Source organism: Citricoccus sp. NR2 (assembly GCF_027594385.1).
Taxonomy (GTDB): Bacteria; Actinomycetota; Actinomycetes; order Actinomycetales; family Micrococcaceae; genus CmP2.
Map to the genome: position 1 here is coordinate 794991 of NZ_CP115154.1, position 18363 is coordinate 813353.

Here is an 18363-nt window from a genome sequence, read left to right on the forward strand (position 1 = left end):
GTAGAAACGTCCCGCTACCGCTGGGGCCAGTGGCCGCGGGCGGCCATGACCTCGGCCAGCGCCGCGCCGTCGTCGGTAACTAAACCATCCACACCGAGGGCCAGCAGCCGCTCCATCTCGGCCGGATCGTCCACCACCCAGACATGCACGGCCAGACCCACCTGGTGGCAGCGCTCCACGAATCGGGCGGTGACCACCGGAATCGGCCCGGAGCGCACCGGCACCTGCACCGCATGCAGATCGACGTCACGCCGGAGCCTCTCGACGACCCTGCGGAACAGCGGCAGCGGCAGTCGGTGAGTGAACACGAGGGTGGCCACCGCACGGACTCCCCCGGAGTGGGCGATGGGCAGGTCGCTGCGCCCGGTCAGCCGGCGGGCATGGTCCCGGTAGGCGATCCGGTGGGCGTCGTCGAAAGAGGCCACGAGCACCCGATGCCACGCCTCGTGCCGGTGCACTACGGAGGCCACCGCTTCGGCTGAGGCGGCGTCCTTCAGGTCCACGTTGAGGTGGATGTGCGGGTAGGCGGCGAGCAGGTCCTCGAACAGCAGCAGCGGCTCCCCAGTGGCGCCTGAACCAGGCTCACCAGGGTGCTCCCCCACCACCCGGAACTGGCCGAGCTCGGCCCAGGTGTGGTCGGAGAGGTTCCCGTGACCGGTTGTGATCCGCTCCAGGGTCTCGTCGTGGAAGACCACGGCGGCGCCATCAGCGGTGGTGCGCACGTCCAGCTCCAGGTAACCGAACCCCCGGTCGACTGCGGCACTGAACGCGGCCAAGGTGTTCTCCCGGCGCGGGTCGGCGCCGCGGTGGGCCAGGGCCAGGGGCCAGCCGTGTCGGCCGGGGAGCGAGTCGGTGAGGTAGCGGGGCATTATCGTCCAGCCTTTCGGGACTCGGGTGACGTGGATCAGGTGGGCAGGGTGATCAGGTGCTCGATGGCGCGGGCCACGCCGTCGTCATCACAGGCGCCGGCCACCGCATCGGCGGCATCGATCAGCTGAGGGTGCGCCGAGGCGACCGCATAGCCGGTGCCCGCCCAGGTGATCATCTCCAGGTCGTTGAGCATGTCGCCGAACGCTGCGACTTCTTCGGCGGCAACCCCGAGGGAGTTCGTGTAGTCGGCGAGGGTGAGCGCTTTGTTCACGTCGGGTCGGCTGATCTCCAGCAGCGGCAGTCCGGGGGCGGAGTGGGTGACGGAGACGAGCTCTCCGACGAGGCCGCGCACGGTAGCCAGGAACGAGTCCGGCTGCACCTCGGCGGCCTTGACCAGGAACTTCACCACTTCGGGGTGCTCGCCCAGTGCACTGATCACCGGGTCGGCGAGGGTGAACTCGGGGGCGGCGGTGTCGTCGTCGGGAGATTCCGGGTGCTGGCGCCGGGAGCGGCGGCTGGACTCGTAGAGCTCGGTCTCCATGACGAACCCGCTGAGGGTTTCCAGGCCGAAGCTGGTGTGCGGCACGGAGGCGCTGATGAGTTCGTGCACGGTGCGCACCGTTTCCCCGGCCATGGGGTGAGCTTCGATGACCTTGTCGGCGACGACATCGTAGATCACCGCGCCGTTGGAGCAGATGATGGGTCCGGCCTGGCCGAGGGTGTCGGCGAGCCCGGAGAGCCAGCGCATGGGTCGCCCGGTGACAAAGACGACCTGGATGCCGGCCTCGCGGGCGGCGGTGAAGGCTTCGATGGTGCGCTGGGAGATGTGGCCGGTGCGGGTGTGGCGGTAGCTAATGACGGTGCCATCCAGATCCGTGGCGATCAGGCTGGGACGCACTACAGGGTGACCGGCGGCGGAGCGCTCCAGGTGGGCGCCGTGCGGGCTCAGTCCAGTGGTGGGCGCACCGGCGATGCTGGAGGACGCGCGGGAGGAGGGACGGGGGCGCTGGGGGTTCACGGGCGCCTCCGGGCCCCGTCCGCGGTGTCGCCGGTGTTGGGGTGGGCAGCGACCGCGGCGTCGAGTTCCTCGCGCGAGGGCGGGTCAGCACCGGGGCGCGAGGAGGTGATGGCCGCGGCCTGGGCGGCGAAGGCGAGCACGGAGGCCACCTCGGCCTGGGGCAGCTCGCGCAGGCGGGGACGCTGTGCCGCACCGAGCAGGCCGCGATCGTGCAGGGCGACCAGCAGGGCGGAGGTGAAGGAGTCTCCGGCGCCCACGGTGTCGGCGACCTCCACGGGGACGATGGGCTGCTCCCAGGTGCCTTCGGCAGTGGCGCAGAGAATGTCAGTAGCACCGCGGGTGACCACCACGATGGCCGGGCCAAGGGCCTGCCAGTTCACCACGATTTGCTGGAGGGTGAGTTCCGGGTAGAGCCAGTGCAAGTCCTCATCGGAGGCGTGCACGACGTCCGCGAGCGCGGCGGACTCTTCGGCGCGAGCGCGGGAGGCGGCCCGGTCGGGAATGATGGAGGGCCGGCAGTTGGGGTCATAGGAGATGGTGGCGGTGGGGTGCAGCCGGCGCAGCATTTCCATGACGGTCGCCGCCCCGGGGGCGAGCATGGTGGCGATGGAGCCCATGTGCAGGTGGGCGAGGTCTTGCTGACCGTCGAGCTGATCCATGACCGTGCGGAAGCGCTCCCACAGCTCGTCGGGGCCGGGCAGGGTCCAGTCGAGGTCGAACTCGTAGGTGGCGGCACCGGTGGGGTCCAGCCGGGCGGTGGCGACGGAGGAGGAGAGCTCATCGGCGTCGAGCACGGAGTGGACCTGGTTGGTCTCCAGGTGGCGCTGGATGACCTGGCCGTGCTCGTCGGCGCCGTAGCGTCCGGCGAAGAGCACGGTCTCGCCGAGACGGGCCAGACCCACCGCGACGTTCAGGGGGCTCCCGCCGGGGTGAGCTCGGGGAACAGCGGTGTCCGAAACCACCACATCTACCAGTGCCTCACCGATCACGCCCACATAGTCACTCACTCGTTAAACGGTACCCTACTGACCCGTTCGTAGCCCCTGATTGACCTCAGACCACGGGGGTTCAGCCCTGGTCCGCACCGGGTGCGGGATGACACGATCGCAGAACCCGAGAAGGAAGCGAGGCAGCGGTGGACGACAAGGAACAGCAGCGCCTGGGCGAGGAGTCCATCACGCCCAGCCCGCAGCCGCGGCGCGTGCTGGTGCTCGGAGCGACCGGATACGTCGGCGGGCGCCTGGTTCCGCGCCTGCTGCAGGCCGGGCACGACGTCAGCGTGGCGGTGCGGTCCCCGGAGAAGGTGCGCGCCACCCCCTGGGGTGCCGAGGTGACGGTGCACCAGGTGGATTTGGATGAGGACCCGCGGCAGCACCCGGCGCTGGCCGAGGCGCTGGAAGATCAGGACGTCATCTATTATCTCGTGCATTCCATGGGTGGCGGCAGCGACTTCGAGGAGCAGGAGGCGCAGACGGCCGAACGCCTCGCGGCTGCCGCACACGAGGCGGGGGTGCAGCGGATCGTGTACCTGGGCGGGCTGCACCCCGAGGGCGCCGAGCTCTCACCGCATATGCGCTCCCGGGCCGCCGTCGCGCGGATCCTGCTGGACAGTCCCGTGGACACGATCGCGTTCCAGGCCGGCATCATCATCGGCTCCGGCTCTGCTTCCTTTGAAATGATTCGGCACCTGGCCCGCACGCTGCGGCTCATGCCGGCACCGGATTGGGTGGCGAACCGGGTGGAACCGCTGGGTATTCGCGACGTCCTCTACTATTTGCTCGCCGCGGCGGATGTCCCGGGCAGCATCAACGCCACCCTGGACGTGGGCAACCGTCAGACACTGACCTACGCCCAGGTGATGAAGACCTTCGCGAAGGTGGCCGGGCTCGCGCCCCGGCACGTTATCGCGCTGCCTATCCCGGCGCCCACCCTTTCCGGCATGTGGGTGGGGCTGGTGACCCCGCTGCCGATGAGCCTGACCATCCCGCTGGTGCAGTCGCTGCAGCTCGACGCGGTGACCGGGGATCGCCGGGTGGATGAGCTGATTCCGCCGCCAGCCTCCGGGTTCTTGACGTTCGAGGAGGCGGTGACCCTGGCCCTGCGCCGGGAACGGGAAGGGGCCGTGGACACCACCTGGGATGCCGATGTGGGGCCCCTGGATCAGGCGGCGGCCAGCCTGCCCAACGATCCCCAGTGGGCGGGTCACCCGGTGTACGAGGACGCCCGCAGCGTGACCACCACCGAGGCGTCAGCGGAGGCGGTGTGGCGGGTGATCGAGGGCATCGGCGGAACCAACGGCTGGTACTCCTGGCCGCTGGCCTGGCGGGTGCGCGGGGTGTGGGACAAGCTCGTGGGCGGGGCCGGCCTGAATCGCGGGCGACGACTGCCCGACGTGTTGCGCGTGGGCGACCCGGTGGACTGGTGGCGCGTGGTGGACCTGGAGCCGGGGCGTTCTCTGACGCTGCGCGCCGAGATGAAGGTCGCGGGCGAGGCGTGGCTGGAGTTCACGGTGCGCGAGAGTCAGCAAGGCACCGAGCTGGCACAGCGGGCGGTGTTTTACCCCACGAACGTGCGCGGCACCCTGTACTGGTACTCCATGGCGCCGTTCCATCGGTTCATCTTCCCCACCATGCTGGAGCGCATCGTCGCCACCGCCGCAGCAACGTCCCATCACGACGCCAGACCCCCGGCAGGTGAGGAACGATCATGACACGCACCCTGTTGTGGTTCAGAGACGATCTGCGCGTCGAAGACCATCCAGCGCTGACCTTCGCTGTGCACGCCGCCGGCGATGACGGGGATGTCGTCGGCCTCTATGTCCTGGATGACGAGACCCCGGGCATCCGCCCTCTGGGCGGTGCCGCTCGCTGGTGGCTACACCACGCACACTCATCGCTGGCAGACCGGCTACGTGACCTGGGGATTCCCCTACTGATCCGTCGCGGTACCGCTGCTCAGCAGGTCCCTAAGGTGGCGCAGGCGACCAACAGCACCGGCGTGGTGTGGACGCGACGCTATGGCGGCCCCGAGCGCGAAACCGATGCCGGCGTGAAGGAGGACCTCCGCGAACGGGGGTTCACAGCCCACAGTTTTCCCGGGTCACTCTTACAGGAACCCTGGACCATCAGTACCGGAGGAGGTGGGCCCTACCGCGTTTTCACCCCGTTCTATCAGAACCTCAGCGACCGGCCCCTGCGCGAGCTGCTGCCCATTCCGCAGCCGATGGCCGAGTATTCCAGTGTGCAGTCCAGCCTGGCAGGGGCGGGCGTCAGCCTCGGCGCCGTCGACGACCTCGACCTTCTCCCCACCCGGCCCGACTGGGCGGGCGGCTTGCGTGATCACTGGACCCCTACGGAGGAGGGTGGTCAACAGCGGCTGAGAGAGTTCGTCCAGCAGGAAGGGGATATCTACACCCGGGCCCGTGATGTGCCCAGCGTGCAGGGCACATCACTCTTGTCTCCGTACTTGCGCTTCGGACAGATGAGTCCGCTCTCCGCGTGGGTGGCGTCCGCCGACCTCGATCACGAACCCAGCGCGTCGACCTTCCGCAATGAGCTCGGGTGGCGCGAGTTCTGTTGGCACTTGCTGTACCACTTCCCTGACCTTCCGAAGAAGAATCTCCGCGCTCAGTTCGACGCCTATCCGTGGCGGACTCAGGCTCAAGAACCGGATGTCTTTCGTGCCTGGTCCGCAGGTGAGACCGGCTTTCCCTTCGTCGATGCGGGCATGCGAGAACTCTGGCAGACCGGACACATGCACAATCGGGTCCGCATGGCCGCGGCCAGCCTGCTGGTGAAGAACCTCGGGATCCACTGGCGCGAGGGCGAAGCGTGGTTCTGGGACACGCTCGTGGACGCCGATGCCGCGTCCAACCCTGCCAATTGGCAATGGGTGGCCGGCTCCGGCGCGGACGCCGCCCCGTTCTTTCGCATCTTCAACCCCGAACGCCAGCGCGAACGATTCGATCCGGACGACGTGTACGTCCGGCGGTGGGTGCCGGAATTCGGCTCGGAGGACTACCCCGATCCCCTGGTCGATCTTCGAGCCTCGCGGCAGCAGGCGCTGGCTGAATATCAGCAGCTCCGCGGAGGTTCCGGTTGATCTCCGGCGTGTGTAGCGTGAGCACGACGTTCGCCCCTCAACAAAGGAGACTCTGATGTCCGAACAGACCCTGAATCGCGAGACCGTGCTCGACGTGATGCGCTCAGAGCGTTTCGTGATGTTGTCGACCGCCACCCGCGAGGGGAAGATCGTCTCGCACCCGATGACTCCTCAGCAGGTTACTGATGAAGCCGAGGTGTGGTTCATCATTAGCCGAGACAGCGATCAATCCCAGGCGATCCGGGCGAACCCGCAGGTGAACCTTGCATTCGCAGAAGCTGGTTCGTGGCTGTCGCTAGCCGGCACCGCAGAATTCGTCGACGACCAGGCGAAGATCGACGAACTCTGGACCGAGCAGGCGGGCGCCTACTTCGAGCAGGGCCGCCAGGATCCCAACGTGACCTTGCTGAAGGTCACCGGCGATTCAGCACAGTTCTGGGGCGTGCCCGGTGGCGCCGTGGGATCGACACTGAAGCTGATCGGCGCCAAGATCACCGGCAAGAAACCGGACGGCACCAGCGGCACCGTCGAACTCTAAGCAGCCGTGAGAAGCTTCCGCCTGACAGGTGGGGAGCACGAGGGCTCTGCCAAGATCACGGTTGATCTCGGCAGAGCCCTCACTACGAACTCCACGACAGCGAGCGAGAATCAAGCTCCCTAGAACCGCTCCACGCGAAGCACGCATTCAAGGTCGTCTCCGGTCAACGCCATCTCGGTTGACCACTCAGCAGTCTCGCCAGTCGCCACGTTTGAGACATCCACCTGGACGATGCCCATGGTCTCGCCACCTTCCATAGCGGAGATATACACGCGGTAGTCCTGGTCATCTGACTCAGGATTAGTCACGGTACCTTCCACTTCTAGGGCGCTACCCTGCGGATCACATGTCACGAGTTCCGCGTCGTCTGCTGCTCCAACGTAACCTTCCACGGAGCCAGGCTGGTCCGGCATTTCAATGACCTTCTGTTCGCCGGCGTCCGTGTTCGCTGCAGCATCGTTGACGTCGTCGCCACCGCTGCAAGCCACCAGGGTTGTGGCTGCCGCGGCCGCTACTGCAACAGTCAAGATTCGGGTGAATCTCATACGGATTCCTTTCGTCGGAAGTTTCTCATCAGGATCAGCATCGCACCAAGCAACAGGAGCATCGAACCCAGGACCAGAGCGATGATCATGCCCGACGATCCGGTCACTGCCAGTGCGCCCAGTTTCATCGTCACGGAATCGTCATCGGACACCGGGATCCCTGAGGGATCCTGAGCCCAGATGGTCGCAATGTTGTGAACCTCGCCGGAGTCGGCATCAGCCTGCGTCAGCCTATAGGAAGCAGACGCCTCCACCGACTCACCCGGAGTCAGGACTCCAGGCTCCGAGGGCCAGTTGTATTCCAGATCTCCCAGCCCTTCCAACTCATCGTCGATCTTCACATCCGTGAGAGTCACGTTCCCGGTGTTCGTTCCCGTGAAGTTGAAGGTCACCGAGTTTCCGACCTTAGCCGCCCCCTCGAACTCCCCAGTTTTCTCCAGGTCGATCGACGGGTTCGCTACCAAGGGCACAGTCACGGTGCTATCCACAGGAGGCAGCGGAGAAACGGGCTCCCCGGGATGCTGAGGGTCCACAGGCGGCGTGCCTGTGGCCCAGGCAGTGTTCGCCACTTCTCCTGCATCCACATCAGCCTGAGTCAGAACGTACGTGGCCGAGGCAGTCACCGACTCACCAGGAGCCAACACCCCCACCTCACCAGGCCAGGAATACGAGAGCTCACTCAAACCCACCATCGGATCAGTAATGACCACATCGCTCAGAGTCACGTTGCCCGTGTTCGTCGCTTCGAAGGAATACGTCACCGACTCACCAGCAACAACATCACCAACAAGCTCGCTCGACTTCTCCAACGAGATCCCCGGAACCGGAGGCAACACAGTCACTTCCTCAACCGGAGGCGTCTCCACCGGATCACTCGGAACCGGATTCTCAGGATCAGAAGGATCAACACTCGGCGGAGGAGTGCCCTCAGCAGTAGCAGCATTCACCACCACACCGGCATCCACATCAGCCTGAGTCAGAACGTACGTGGCCGAGGCAGTCACCGACTCACCCGGAGCCAACACCCCCACCTCACCAGGCCAGGAATACGAGAGCTCACTCAAACCCACCATCGGATCAGTGATCGACACACCCGTGAGCGTCACATTGCCCGAGTTCGTCGCAGTAAACGAATACTGCACCGACTCACCAACAGCAACATCACCAACAAGCTCAGAAGACTTATCCAACTCTAAACCAGGAACCGGAGGCAACACAGTCACTTCCTCAGCCGGCGGAGCCTCCACCGGCGGATCCTCCGGGTTCGGAGGCGTACCACCAGCAGTAGCAACATTCTGGACCCAACCACGATCCACATCAGCCTGAGTAAGAACATACGTGGCCGAGGCAGTCACCGACTCACCCGGAGCCAACACCCCCACCTCACCAGGCCAGGAATACGAGAGCTCACTCAAACCATCCAACGGATCAGTAATGACCACATCGCTCAGAGTCACGTTGCCCGTGTTCGTCGCTTCGAAGGAATACGTCACCGACTCACCAGCAACAACATCACCAACAAGATCACTAGACTTCTGCAACTGCAACGCAGGCCCCGAAGGAATCACAACAGTAGCCGGATCTTCATCATTGACCGGATCACTCGGCACCGGGTTCCCCGGATCTGAAGGATCAATCACCGGCGGAGGCGTACCTTCAACAGCAGCCAGGTTGACCACCGAACCGGCATCCACATCAGCCTGAGTCAGCTCGTAGAAAGCAGACGCCTCCACAGACTCACCCGGATTCAACACACCAACAGCACCAGGCCAAGCATCTTCATCAATAGCGACGAGATCATCACTCAGCAAAGGATCCTGCAGCACTACATCACTCAGAGTGACGTTCCCCATGTTCGTGATCGTGAAGGTGTACTCCACCGACTCACCAGCAGCAGCCTGCCCAGCAAGAGCACCAGACTTCACCACCTCAATCGATGGATCCGACTCCAGCTCAGTGATCACCGTGGAATCATCAGTCACTGGATCAGGCTGAATCGGATTCTCTGGATCCTCCGGGTTATACGTCAGCGGCGGAACACCCGAAGCCAACGCCTCATTCTCAACCCAACCGCTATTGATGAGCTCCTGAGTCAACTCCAAGGAGGCAGTGGCCGTGACCGACTCACCCGGAGCCAACACCCCAACCTCACCAGGCCAGGAATACACAAGCTCACTCAAACCATCCAACGGATCAGAAATGCTCACACCAGTCAGCGTCACGTTGCCCGTGTTCATCGCTTCGAAGGAATACGTCACCGACTCACCAGCAACAACATCACCATCAAGCTCGCTCGACTTCTCCAACGAGATTCCCGGAACCGGAGGCAACACAGTCACTTCCTCAGCCGGAGGCGTCTCCACCGGATCACTCGGCACCGGATTCTCAGGATCAGACGGATCAACACTCGGCGGAGGAGTGCCCTCAGCAGTAGCAGCATTCACCACCACACCAGCATCCACATCAGCCTGAGTCAGAACGTACGTGGCCGAGGCAGTCACCGACTCACCCGGAGCCAACACCCCAACCTCACCAGGCCAGGAATACGACAGCTCACTCAGACCCACCATCGGATCAGTAATCGACACACCCGTGAGCGTCACGTTGCCCGAGTTCGTCGCAGTAAACGAATACTGCACCGACTCACCAACAGCAACATCACCAACAAGCTCAGAAGACTTCTCCAACTCCAAACCAGGAACCGGAGGCAACACAGTCACTTCCTCAGCCGGCGGAGCCTCCACCGGCGGATCCTCCGGATTCGGAGGCGTACCACCAGCAGTAGCAACATTCTGAACCCAACCACGATCCACATCAGCCTGAGTCAGAACGTACGTGGCCGAAGCAGTCACCGACTCACCAGGAGCCAACACCCCAACCTCACCAGGCCAGGAATACGACAACTCACTCAGACCCTCAAGAGGATCAGAGATGCTCACCTCAGACAACGTCACGTTGCCCGTGTTCGTCGCTTCAAAGGAATACGTCACCGACTCACCAGCAACAACATCAGCAACCAGATCACTGGACTTTTGCAACTGCAACGCAGGCCCCGAAGGAACCACGACGGTAGCCGGATCCTCATCATTGACCGGATCACTCGGCACCGGGTTCCCCGGATCTGAAGGATCAGTCACCGGCGGAGGCGTACCTTCAACAGCAGCCAGGTTGACCACCGAACCGGCATCCACATCAGCCTGAGTCAGCTCGTAGAAAGCAGACGCCTCCACAGACTCACCCGGATTCAACACACCAACAGCACCAGGCCAAGCATCTTCATCAATAGCGACGAGATCATCACTCAGCAAAGGATCCTGCAGCACTACATCACTCAGAGTGACGTTCCCCATGTTCGTGATCGTGAAGGTGTACTCCACCGACTCACCAGCAGCAGCCTGCCCAGCAAGAGCACCAGACTTCACCACCTCAATCGATGGATCCGACTCCAGCTCAGTGATCACCGTGGAATCATCAGTCACTGGATCAGGCTGAATCGGATTCTCTGGATCCTCCGGGTTATACGTCAGCGGCGGAACACCCGAAGCCAACGCCTCATTCTCAACCCAACCGCTATTGATGAGCTCCTGAGTCAACTCCAAGGAGGCAGTGGCCGTGACCGACTCACCCGGAGCCAACACCCCAACCTCACCAGGCCAGGAATACACAAGCTCACTCAAACCATCCAACGGATCAGAAATGCTCACACCAGTCAGCGTCACGTTGCCCGTGTTCATCGCTTCGAAGGAATACGTCACCGACTCACCAGCAACAACATCACCATCAAGCTCGCTCGACTTCTCCAACGAGATTCCCGGAACCGGAGGCAACACAGTCACTTCCTCAGCCGGAGGCGTCTCCACCGGATCACTCGGCACCGGATTCTCAGGATCAGACGGATCAACACTCGGCGGAGGAGTGCCCTCAGCAGTAGCAGCATTCACCACCACACCAGCATCCACATCAGCCTGAGTCAGAACGTACGTGGCCGAGGCAGTCACCGACTCACCCGGAGCCAACACCCCAACCTCACCAGGCCAGGAATACGACAGCTCACTCAGACCCACCATCGGATCAGTAATCGACACACCCGTGAGCGTCACGTTGCCCGAGTTCGTCGCAGTAAACGAATACTGCACCGACTCACCAACAGCAACATCACCAACAAGCTCAGAAGACTTCTCCAACTCCAAACCAGGAACCGGAGGCAACACAGTCACTTCCTCAGCCGGCGGAGCCTCCACCGGATCGCTCGGAACCGGGTTCTCAGGATCTTGAGGATCAAATGTCGGTGGCGGAGTTCCCTCGGCGGTCGCGATGTTACGCACCCAGCCTAGGTCCAAATCAGCCTGAGTCAACATGTACTCAGCGGTTGCCCGAACCGAGTCACCCGGTTCGAGGGTGCCCGCGACTTCTGCAGTGCTCTCGTCCCAGTAATAGGTGTACTGAGCATCGGTCCCGAGAAGGTCATCAGAGATGCTGATATTGGAAAGGCTCGTGGTTCCGTCGTTCGTCACGACGAACTCGTAGACAACCGTATCGCCAGCCTCAGCGAATTCCTGGTCATCAGCAATGCGCTTCTCCAGAGAGAGGCTCGGATCTCGATCAACGAGGACGGTCTCGGGGTCCTCATCGTTCACGGGAGCAGCCGGAACACCCGGGCCTTCTGGATCCTCAGGATCCTTCACGTTCGGAGGTGTGCCCTCGGTGGAGCCCACGTTAAGCACCGCACCAGCGTTGATGTCCTGCTGAGTCAGCGTGTACGTACCGGTCAGCACCACGGTCTCACCGGGGGCGAGAACACCTTCCTCTGTCGCGTTCTCCCAGTTGTAGGAAACGTCTTCCAAGCCCGGAAGCCCATCGGTGATGGACACTCCTGTGAGCGTCACGTTTCCGTCATTCGTCGCGATCAGCGTGTATTCAACGGTGTCTCCGGCGGACGGATACTCGTTGACATCCGTGAACTGGCTGGACTTCGTCAGATCGATCGATGGTGCGGGGTCAAGTGGCGTGACCACGGTCGAGTCTTCGGTTACCGGATCCTGCGGAGTCGGTGTCCCCGGATCTTCAGGATTGTAGACCGGCGGCGGCGTCCCTTCCGCCGTGGCCGTATTGTGCACAAGACCGTTATCGATGTGCTCCTGAGTCAACACCAATGTGGCCGTGGCCGTGACCGACTCACCCGGAGCCAACACTCCCACCTCACCAGGCCAGGAATACGAGAGGTCACTCAAACCATCCAACGGATCAGTAATGACCACATCGCTCAGAGTCACGTTGCCCGTGTTCGTCGCGAAGAACTCGTAGTCGATCACATCACCGAGGGACACGTTCTCACTGTCGATGCTCAGCTCACCGCTCTTGACGAGCTCGATCTGTGGGTCATTGACCACGTGCTCGGTCGTCGGCGGGTTGTCCGGATCCACAGGGTCGATCGGGTCGCCGCCTCCGGGAGGCGTTGCGGAACCACTGGCGGTGTTGGTGAGCGTCTGGTTCTGAGCGTCGTCGTTGACCCGGACCGTGTAGCTGAGCACGAGTTCTTCGCCTGAGGCCAGGCTACCGCTCCAGTTAGCGACCCCGTCCTCGAAGGTCAGGCCATCAACTTCGACACCATCGATGGTTGCGGTCGGGCCGTCGATCAATTCGGCGTGCTCGAGCACTCCGGTGAGATCGTCAACCACGTCGACATTGGTCAGTGGAGTTTGGCCCGTGTTCGAGCCAGTCACGGTGTATGTGATCTCCGAACCGGGGTTCACTCGCTCACCGCTTGGCGGGTTTGCGTTCTTTTCGAGTTCGAAACCGGGCGAGTTGACAGGGTTTTCCACGACGACATCGGGGGGCGTGATGGTCTCTCCGCCGGGAGGAGTCGCCGTACCTGATGCCGAGTTAGCCAGCGTCTCGCCTGAAGCGTTAGCACCGACTGTGAATTCAAAGGTGATGGTGAGGGTTTCGTCTGTGGCTAGGGTGCCTGTCCAGCTCAGCAAGCCGTCTTCGAGAATGGCTTCAGGCTCTGCAGGCTGACCATTGATGGTTGCCGTGATGCTGCCTTCATCGACGCTGCCGAGCTCGAGGAGCTCGTTGAGGTCGTCATTGACTTCAACATCTGTCAGCGGAGTTCCACCGGTGTTAGAGGCCTCGATGCTGTATTCAAGTGTGTCACCAGGGTTGACCGCGGCACCTGACTCCGGGGAAACCGATTTGTTGAGTTCGAACCCGGGAACATTCACGGGGTGGTTTGTCGTGACCTCGGCGGGGTCGGTGGGAGGGGTGCCACCATTCGGAGGTGTTGCCGAGGCGTTGGCTGCGTTATTCAGGATCTGGCCGGCGGCGTCGCTACTCACCACCACCGTATACGTTATGGTGACCGCCTCACCCACACCAAGATTGCCGCCCCAAATCAGCTGCTGAGACCCATCGACCGTCGGCTGATTTTCGGCAGGTGTTGTGTCGCCGGTCGCGTTGATAATGCTGGCGGAATATCCTTCGTCAGTAATGGTGCCGTGGGCCAGCACATCCGACAGGTCATCTGTCACGTCGAAGTCCATGGCGACTGCGCCGGTGTTCTCTGCTGTCACCGTGTAGGTAATTTCATCTCCCGCGTTGACGGCAGTCCCTGACACCGGGTCGGACACCTTGTTGAGTTCGAGAGATTTCCCCAGCGAGGTGTTTGTCACGGTACAAACGACGGTCGATCCCACGAGACGGTCAGGTTGGTCAATGGACCAGTTCGGGGCCTCGCCGCGAACGTCGACCGGGGCGTTGCCTGCGGCCGCGTCGTAGCAAACGAGATCGGAGTTGTAGTAGCCCAGGTCAGTGCTGCCTGCACCGACCTCGCTAAGATTCAACACTTCACCGTTAGCGGTGATGTATGGGCCAGCGAATGATGATTGGCGTCCAGTCTGATTGCCGGACGTCGTTACTGCGCCGAGTCGAGCGCCGGAATTACCACGGCTGGGAGCGTCGACGACGAGCTCGAATTGGTCACCCGGCGCGAACCGCTCGGCATCGATGTCCTTTTCGAGCTGGACGGTATTCGGGAAACCACAGCTCGCCAGATCGGTGAATCCAGACGCCGTATTCGGGTTGCTGTAGGTATTGACCGTCTGGCCTGTGGCCAGGTCAATCTCGATCAGTTGGGACGAGGTCGAGACGAAGATATTGCCCGAGTTACCGAATGCGATTCCGTTGCCAAGAGTGCCAGCAGGAAGCTGGGCGATCGGATCGCCTAAATTCAAGGTTTGATTGCCCGGCGTGCTTGGCACCGCCCCGTCTACAGCGTAGACGTTCGCGTTAGCCACGACGATGAGTTGCCCGTCGGCCGTGAAGGCGAAATCGCCATTCTGATTACCAATGCCTGGGATATTGCCTACCCGGTATGCCGACTGAGTGTTCGGATTGTATACCCCCAGGTAGGCGGGACTTCCGGAACCGCCATAGTAATAGAGGCCGTTCGTCGGGTTTACCGCTCCTCGGATGAGGCTGGCCGGCGCGTTCGCATCGCCCAAGTTGCGAGTCTGGGTCCGTTCGGTAAGACGATCATGGATCGATAACTGCTTAGTCGCTCCAGCAGTGCCGTTCTGAATAGAGTAAAGGTATCGGCCATCCCCGGAAACACCCAGCCCATTGTTCTGCTGACCTGTGACCTGAAATTCTCCTGTAGGAGTGAACTCGCCGTCAGTGGCTATGAACTCACGGACCTGACCACCGGCATTTTGAGTATAGATTCCTGAACCGTCGCAATGCAGGAGTGGAGCGGCGAGAGCGGGAGGCGCACTTACCGTCGCATCAGCCACGACCAGACCGGAAGCCACGACTGCTGCCGTTGCGAAGGCAGCTAGGGCTTTTTTCAGCGATCGTGATTTTCGCCCGCGAAGCGTCATGCGTCTCCCTGTGTCATACGGTTTCACGCCCCCGAATCGGAAAATTCGCAGCGCTACCGCTCGATGAGCAAGTCCTCACACAGCCTACACAGGGCCGAAGGCCAGGGAGCACCCAGGAAAGAAAATGACAGAAAAGTTACCTGAAGTTCATGTGTCGGAGTCTGTTGCGCTCCACGTGCGCCGATCCGCGCGAGATTGTCGCACACGGCCGGCCGTCGGCTGCGACGTCAAATTGATCATTCCTTGACCGCCCGTTCGGCGATCTGCACGTCGAGCGGGAAGTCAACGGGAGCGCCACCAAACAGCAGCCGGCCCGCTGCGGCGGCGGACTCCCGGACCGCCTCGGCCACGGTGTCCGCCTGGCTGGCCGGGGCGTGGACGATGACCTCGTCGTGCAGGAAGAACACCAGGTGCGAGCGGTGCTGGAAGGCGGGACCTGAGGCGGTGGCGTGCGGCACGTCGGTGACGGGTGGCAGCTGGGCCAGGCGCAGCCGCAGGTCGGCGATCCAGGAGAGCGCCCACTCCGCGGCGGTGCCCTGCACCACGAAGTTGCGGGTGAACCGGCCTTGGGTGCGGGCCGCGGTGCGGGCGGCGCGCTCATCGGACGGGCCGGCCTCGACGTCGGAGGCCCGCTCTTGGAGCCGTTGCCAGCCGGGGCTCGGGGGCGGGGAGGATCGTCCCCACCAGGTGGAGACGATGCCGCCGTTCTCACCGGTGCGCGCTGCTTCATCGACCACACGCATGGCGGCGGGGAACACGCGGCGCAGCTGTGGGACGACGGTGCCGGAGACACCGGTGGTGCCGCCGTAGAGCGCGCCGAGCATGCCGATTTTCGCATCCTGACGGGTGGGCACGATGTTCTGCTCGACGATGCCCGAGTACAGATCGCGGCCCCAGGCGGCCTGGGCCAAGGCGCGGTCGCCAGCCATGGCAGCCAGCACCCGCGGCTCCAGCTGGGCAACATCGGCGGAGACGAGCACCCAGCCGGGGTCGGCGCGCAGCGCGGGACGCAACAGCCGGGGTAGCTGCAGGGCTCCGCCACCGGCGGCCGCCCAGCGCCCGGTGACCACTCCGCCGGGCAGATACACCGGGTGGTACCGCCCCTCGCGCACCCATTCGTCGAGCCAGGCCCAGCCGTTAGCCGAGAGCAACCGGGCCAGCTTCTTGTATTCCAGCAGCGGTTCGATGACCGGGTGCTCTTGCTCCTCGAGCTCCCATTTGGAGGTGGAGTCCACGCTGAGCCCGGCCCGGTGCAGGGCGCGCAGCAGCTGGGTGGGCGAATCGATGTTCAGTTGCGGAGCGTTCAGGGCTGCGCGCACCTGCTCGGCCAGCTCGAGCATCTTCGCGGGTTTGTGCCCTGCCGCTGGTCTGGGTCCGAGCGCCTCGGTGAGGATCCGCTGATGCTCGACGACGTCCCACGGGGTGCCGGCCGCGCTCATCTCCACGGCGGCGAGCGCCCCGGCGGACTCGGCGGCCAGCAGCAGGTGCAGCGCGCCGGGCCGGCTGCTTGATGCCACCGCGGCCCGCTGCCGGCGGAACTCCTCCAGGGCGGAGTCGAGGTCGTGCGGGACGGTGTGTGCGCTGGGTCCGGCGTCGTAATCAAACAGAGCGGTGACCAGTTCGGGGCCGGCGATGTCGCTGGGCCCGGCATCCCACCGGGTGTCGGCGGCCAGCTCGGAGCGCTCGATGACGCATGCGGCGTCGCGCAGAATCGCGTGGCACAGGCGCAGGTCATGGCACCGGCTGAGGGTGATGCCGGCGGCCACCAGCCGCGGGTACCAGTGCGGGGCATCGCTGAACACCCAGCGCAGTCCCGTGATCTCGGTCTCGAGTTTCAGTACCAGCTCGGGCAGCTGGGCACGCTCGACGTCGTCGCGCCCGAGCTCCACGCCGTCGAAACTCAGCCGCACCAGGCACACCCGCCCGCCGGCGCTCGTCCCGAGCACACACCACCGCGGTGTCGGGTCGTCGGAGCTCGGCATGAACCCAGTCTACGTTTCGACCTGGTCCAGACTGTTCACTGAAGTCCACCATCAGAACGCCGCCGGACGAATCGAACGACGCCCCGGCGTGCGACGGAGAAACACCGGCTCTCACAACTGCGGCGCAGTCATGACACGAGAGCTTTCCTGGAGCCTTGTCCATTAGTAGTAGATTTTTTGTCGATTTTAGGTAGCATAGAAGTAAGCATCCGGGTACCTAGGGTGGCACGAAATTCTAAGGAGATGTGACTGATGGCAACTTCAATCGACGTCGGTACAGCCCATGCCGGGACCGCCCGGCTGGGCATCAGGGAGGTCGTCCGCCGACTCAACAAGGCACTCGGCGCCACGCTAGTAGCGGCCTTGGCTGGCAACAAGGATAAGAAGGTCAGCTACGGCTGGGCGAAATTGGGCGGACCTGAGCCGAAGGACGAGTCAGTGGCCCGAATTATGCTCGCCCACCGCGCCTGGACACATGTGGTCGAGGCCGAGGGCGAACATGTGGCCAGGCTTTGGTTCATTAGCGCGAATCCGTGGCTGGGTGAAATCTCCCCCGTTGAGGCCATCAGCCAGGACCGCTCAAGAGATGTCATGTCAGCGGCTCAGGCGATGACTGAAGATCGCTTCGCTGGTTGATGCGGGTCTGCACCAACACGGGCCTGGCACTAGTGGATGGCCCACGGACCGGATACCGGATCGCCAAGGTCTCTTACGGCCCCTTGAACCCGCTCGAACGAAGCGCTGATCCCAGTGAAGTCCGCTCGCACTGGTCCAGGTTCGACACTCCCGGCCGAACCATCTATCTAGCTGATAGTAAACAGATCGCCTATGCGGAAACCTTGTCCCTCGCCCGCGCTTCATCAGACTTCCGCTCAGCGGTCGACTTCGTTGCCCGCCACTTTGGGATGTCTTGGCAGGATGCGTGGGACGAGGTGAGAAACGACTGGAGTCGAAACGGGCACATGACACCCGGGTCGGTGCCTGCAGGGTGGCGCGATGACCACCTGGTCTACCAACTCAAGATCTCAAGCCCTGCTCCATGGGTGGATCTGACCGCGATGGAAAGTCTGGCAGCGGTGAGCGCCGCCTTGGGACCGAATCTCCGAAGCACTTACGGCGTCGACCTCCTTACGCTCAGCACACTGACAGGGGAGAACCGAGAAGTTACTAGCGTGATCGCTGAGTGGATCCGCACCCAAATCGTAGATGACGGCTCCTACCCGGCCGGGGTGAAGTTCCATTCAAAACTCGGGGGCGGGGCATGCTGGGCGTTCTGGATGCGTCGAACCGACGACGGCTTGGGCAATGATCCGGTGGAAGTCACCGAGGAACATAAGATCCTCAAGACCGATGTCGACATGAAATACGTGCTCGGCCTCTATGGCGCCCGCTGCCACTAAACCTCCAGCACGGTTCCTACTGAACCTTGAGT

Annotated in this window: 11 protein-coding genes; 5 read left to right on the forward strand and 6 right to left on the reverse strand. The window is 63.1% G+C overall.

Annotation, left to right across the window (positions count from 1 at the left end):
* Positions 1-14: 14 nt before the first annotated feature.
* The 3 genes from O1A05_RS03650 to O1A05_RS03660 are packed head-to-tail and all read right to left on the reverse strand — an operon-like array spanning position 15 to position 2895.
* Entirely contained in the window at positions 15-869 is an 855-nt protein-coding gene (locus O1A05_RS03650) for a glycerophosphodiester phosphodiesterase family protein (RefSeq protein WP_270106718.1), read from the reverse strand.
* Positions 870-904: 35 nt separating this feature from the next.
* Positions 905-1888, reverse strand: coding sequence for an HAD family hydrolase (locus O1A05_RS03655; RefSeq protein WP_270106719.1), 984 nt, complete (start codon positions 1886-1888; stop codon positions 905-907).
* Positions 1885-2895, reverse strand: a complete 1011-nt coding sequence (locus tag O1A05_RS03660) for a carbohydrate kinase family protein (RefSeq protein WP_270106720.1) — start codon at positions 2893-2895, stop codon at positions 1885-1887. The genes O1A05_RS03655 and O1A05_RS03660 overlap by 4 nt, the downstream gene beginning before the upstream one ends.
* Before the next feature lie 128 nt (positions 2896-3023).
* Between O1A05_RS03660 and O1A05_RS03665 the strand changes: the two genes are divergently transcribed.
* The 3 genes from O1A05_RS03665 to O1A05_RS03675 are packed head-to-tail and all read left to right on the forward strand — an operon-like array spanning position 3024 to position 6527.
* Positions 3024-4598: an SDR family oxidoreductase gene (locus O1A05_RS03665; RefSeq protein ID WP_270106721.1), complete on the forward strand. Its 1575-nt coding sequence runs from the start codon at positions 3024-3026 to the stop codon at positions 4596-4598.
* A complete protein-coding gene (locus O1A05_RS03670) occupies positions 4595-5989 on the forward strand; it encodes a cryptochrome/photolyase family protein (protein ID WP_270106722.1) in 1395 nt (464 codons plus the stop codon). Before O1A05_RS03665 ends, O1A05_RS03670 begins: the two co-directional genes overlap by 4 nt.
* A gap of 55 nt (positions 5990-6044) precedes the next feature.
* Positions 6045-6527, forward strand: a complete 483-nt coding sequence (locus tag O1A05_RS03675; RefSeq protein ID WP_270106723.1) for a pyridoxamine 5'-phosphate oxidase family protein — start codon at positions 6045-6047, stop codon at positions 6525-6527.
* 119 nt (positions 6528-6646) lie between these two features.
* Here the strand turns inward: O1A05_RS03675 and O1A05_RS03680 are convergent, their stop codons facing one another.
* The 3 genes from O1A05_RS03680 to O1A05_RS03690 form a co-directional block, all read right to left on the reverse strand.
* Positions 6647-7072 (reverse strand): hypothetical protein, encoded by a 426-nt coding sequence (locus O1A05_RS03680; protein ID WP_270106724.1) that lies wholly within the window; start codon positions 7070-7072, stop codon positions 6647-6649.
* Positions 7069-14574: a DUF7507 domain-containing protein gene (locus O1A05_RS03685; RefSeq protein WP_270106725.1), complete on the reverse strand. Its 7506-nt coding sequence runs from the start codon at positions 14572-14574 to the stop codon at positions 7069-7071. The genes O1A05_RS03680 and O1A05_RS03685 overlap by 4 nt, the downstream gene beginning before the upstream one ends.
* A 611-nt stretch (positions 14575-15185) precedes the next feature.
* Complete coding sequence (locus tag O1A05_RS03690) at positions 15186-16931, reverse strand: bifunctional 3'-5' exonuclease/DNA polymerase (protein ID WP_270106726.1); 1746 nt, start codon at positions 16929-16931, stop codon at positions 15186-15188.
* 252 nt (positions 16932-17183) lie between these two features.
* Here O1A05_RS03690 and O1A05_RS03695 point away from each other — a divergent pair, with 252 nt between their 5' ends.
* Positions 17184-17567, forward strand: coding sequence for a hypothetical protein (locus tag O1A05_RS03695; RefSeq protein ID WP_270106727.1), 384 nt, complete (start codon positions 17184-17186; stop codon positions 17565-17567).
* Between the two features lie 83 nt (positions 17568-17650).
* Positions 17651-18331 (forward strand): hypothetical protein, encoded by a 681-nt coding sequence (locus O1A05_RS03700; RefSeq protein WP_270106728.1) that lies wholly within the window; start codon positions 17651-17653, stop codon positions 18329-18331.
* Positions 18332-18363: the final 32 nt, after the last annotated feature.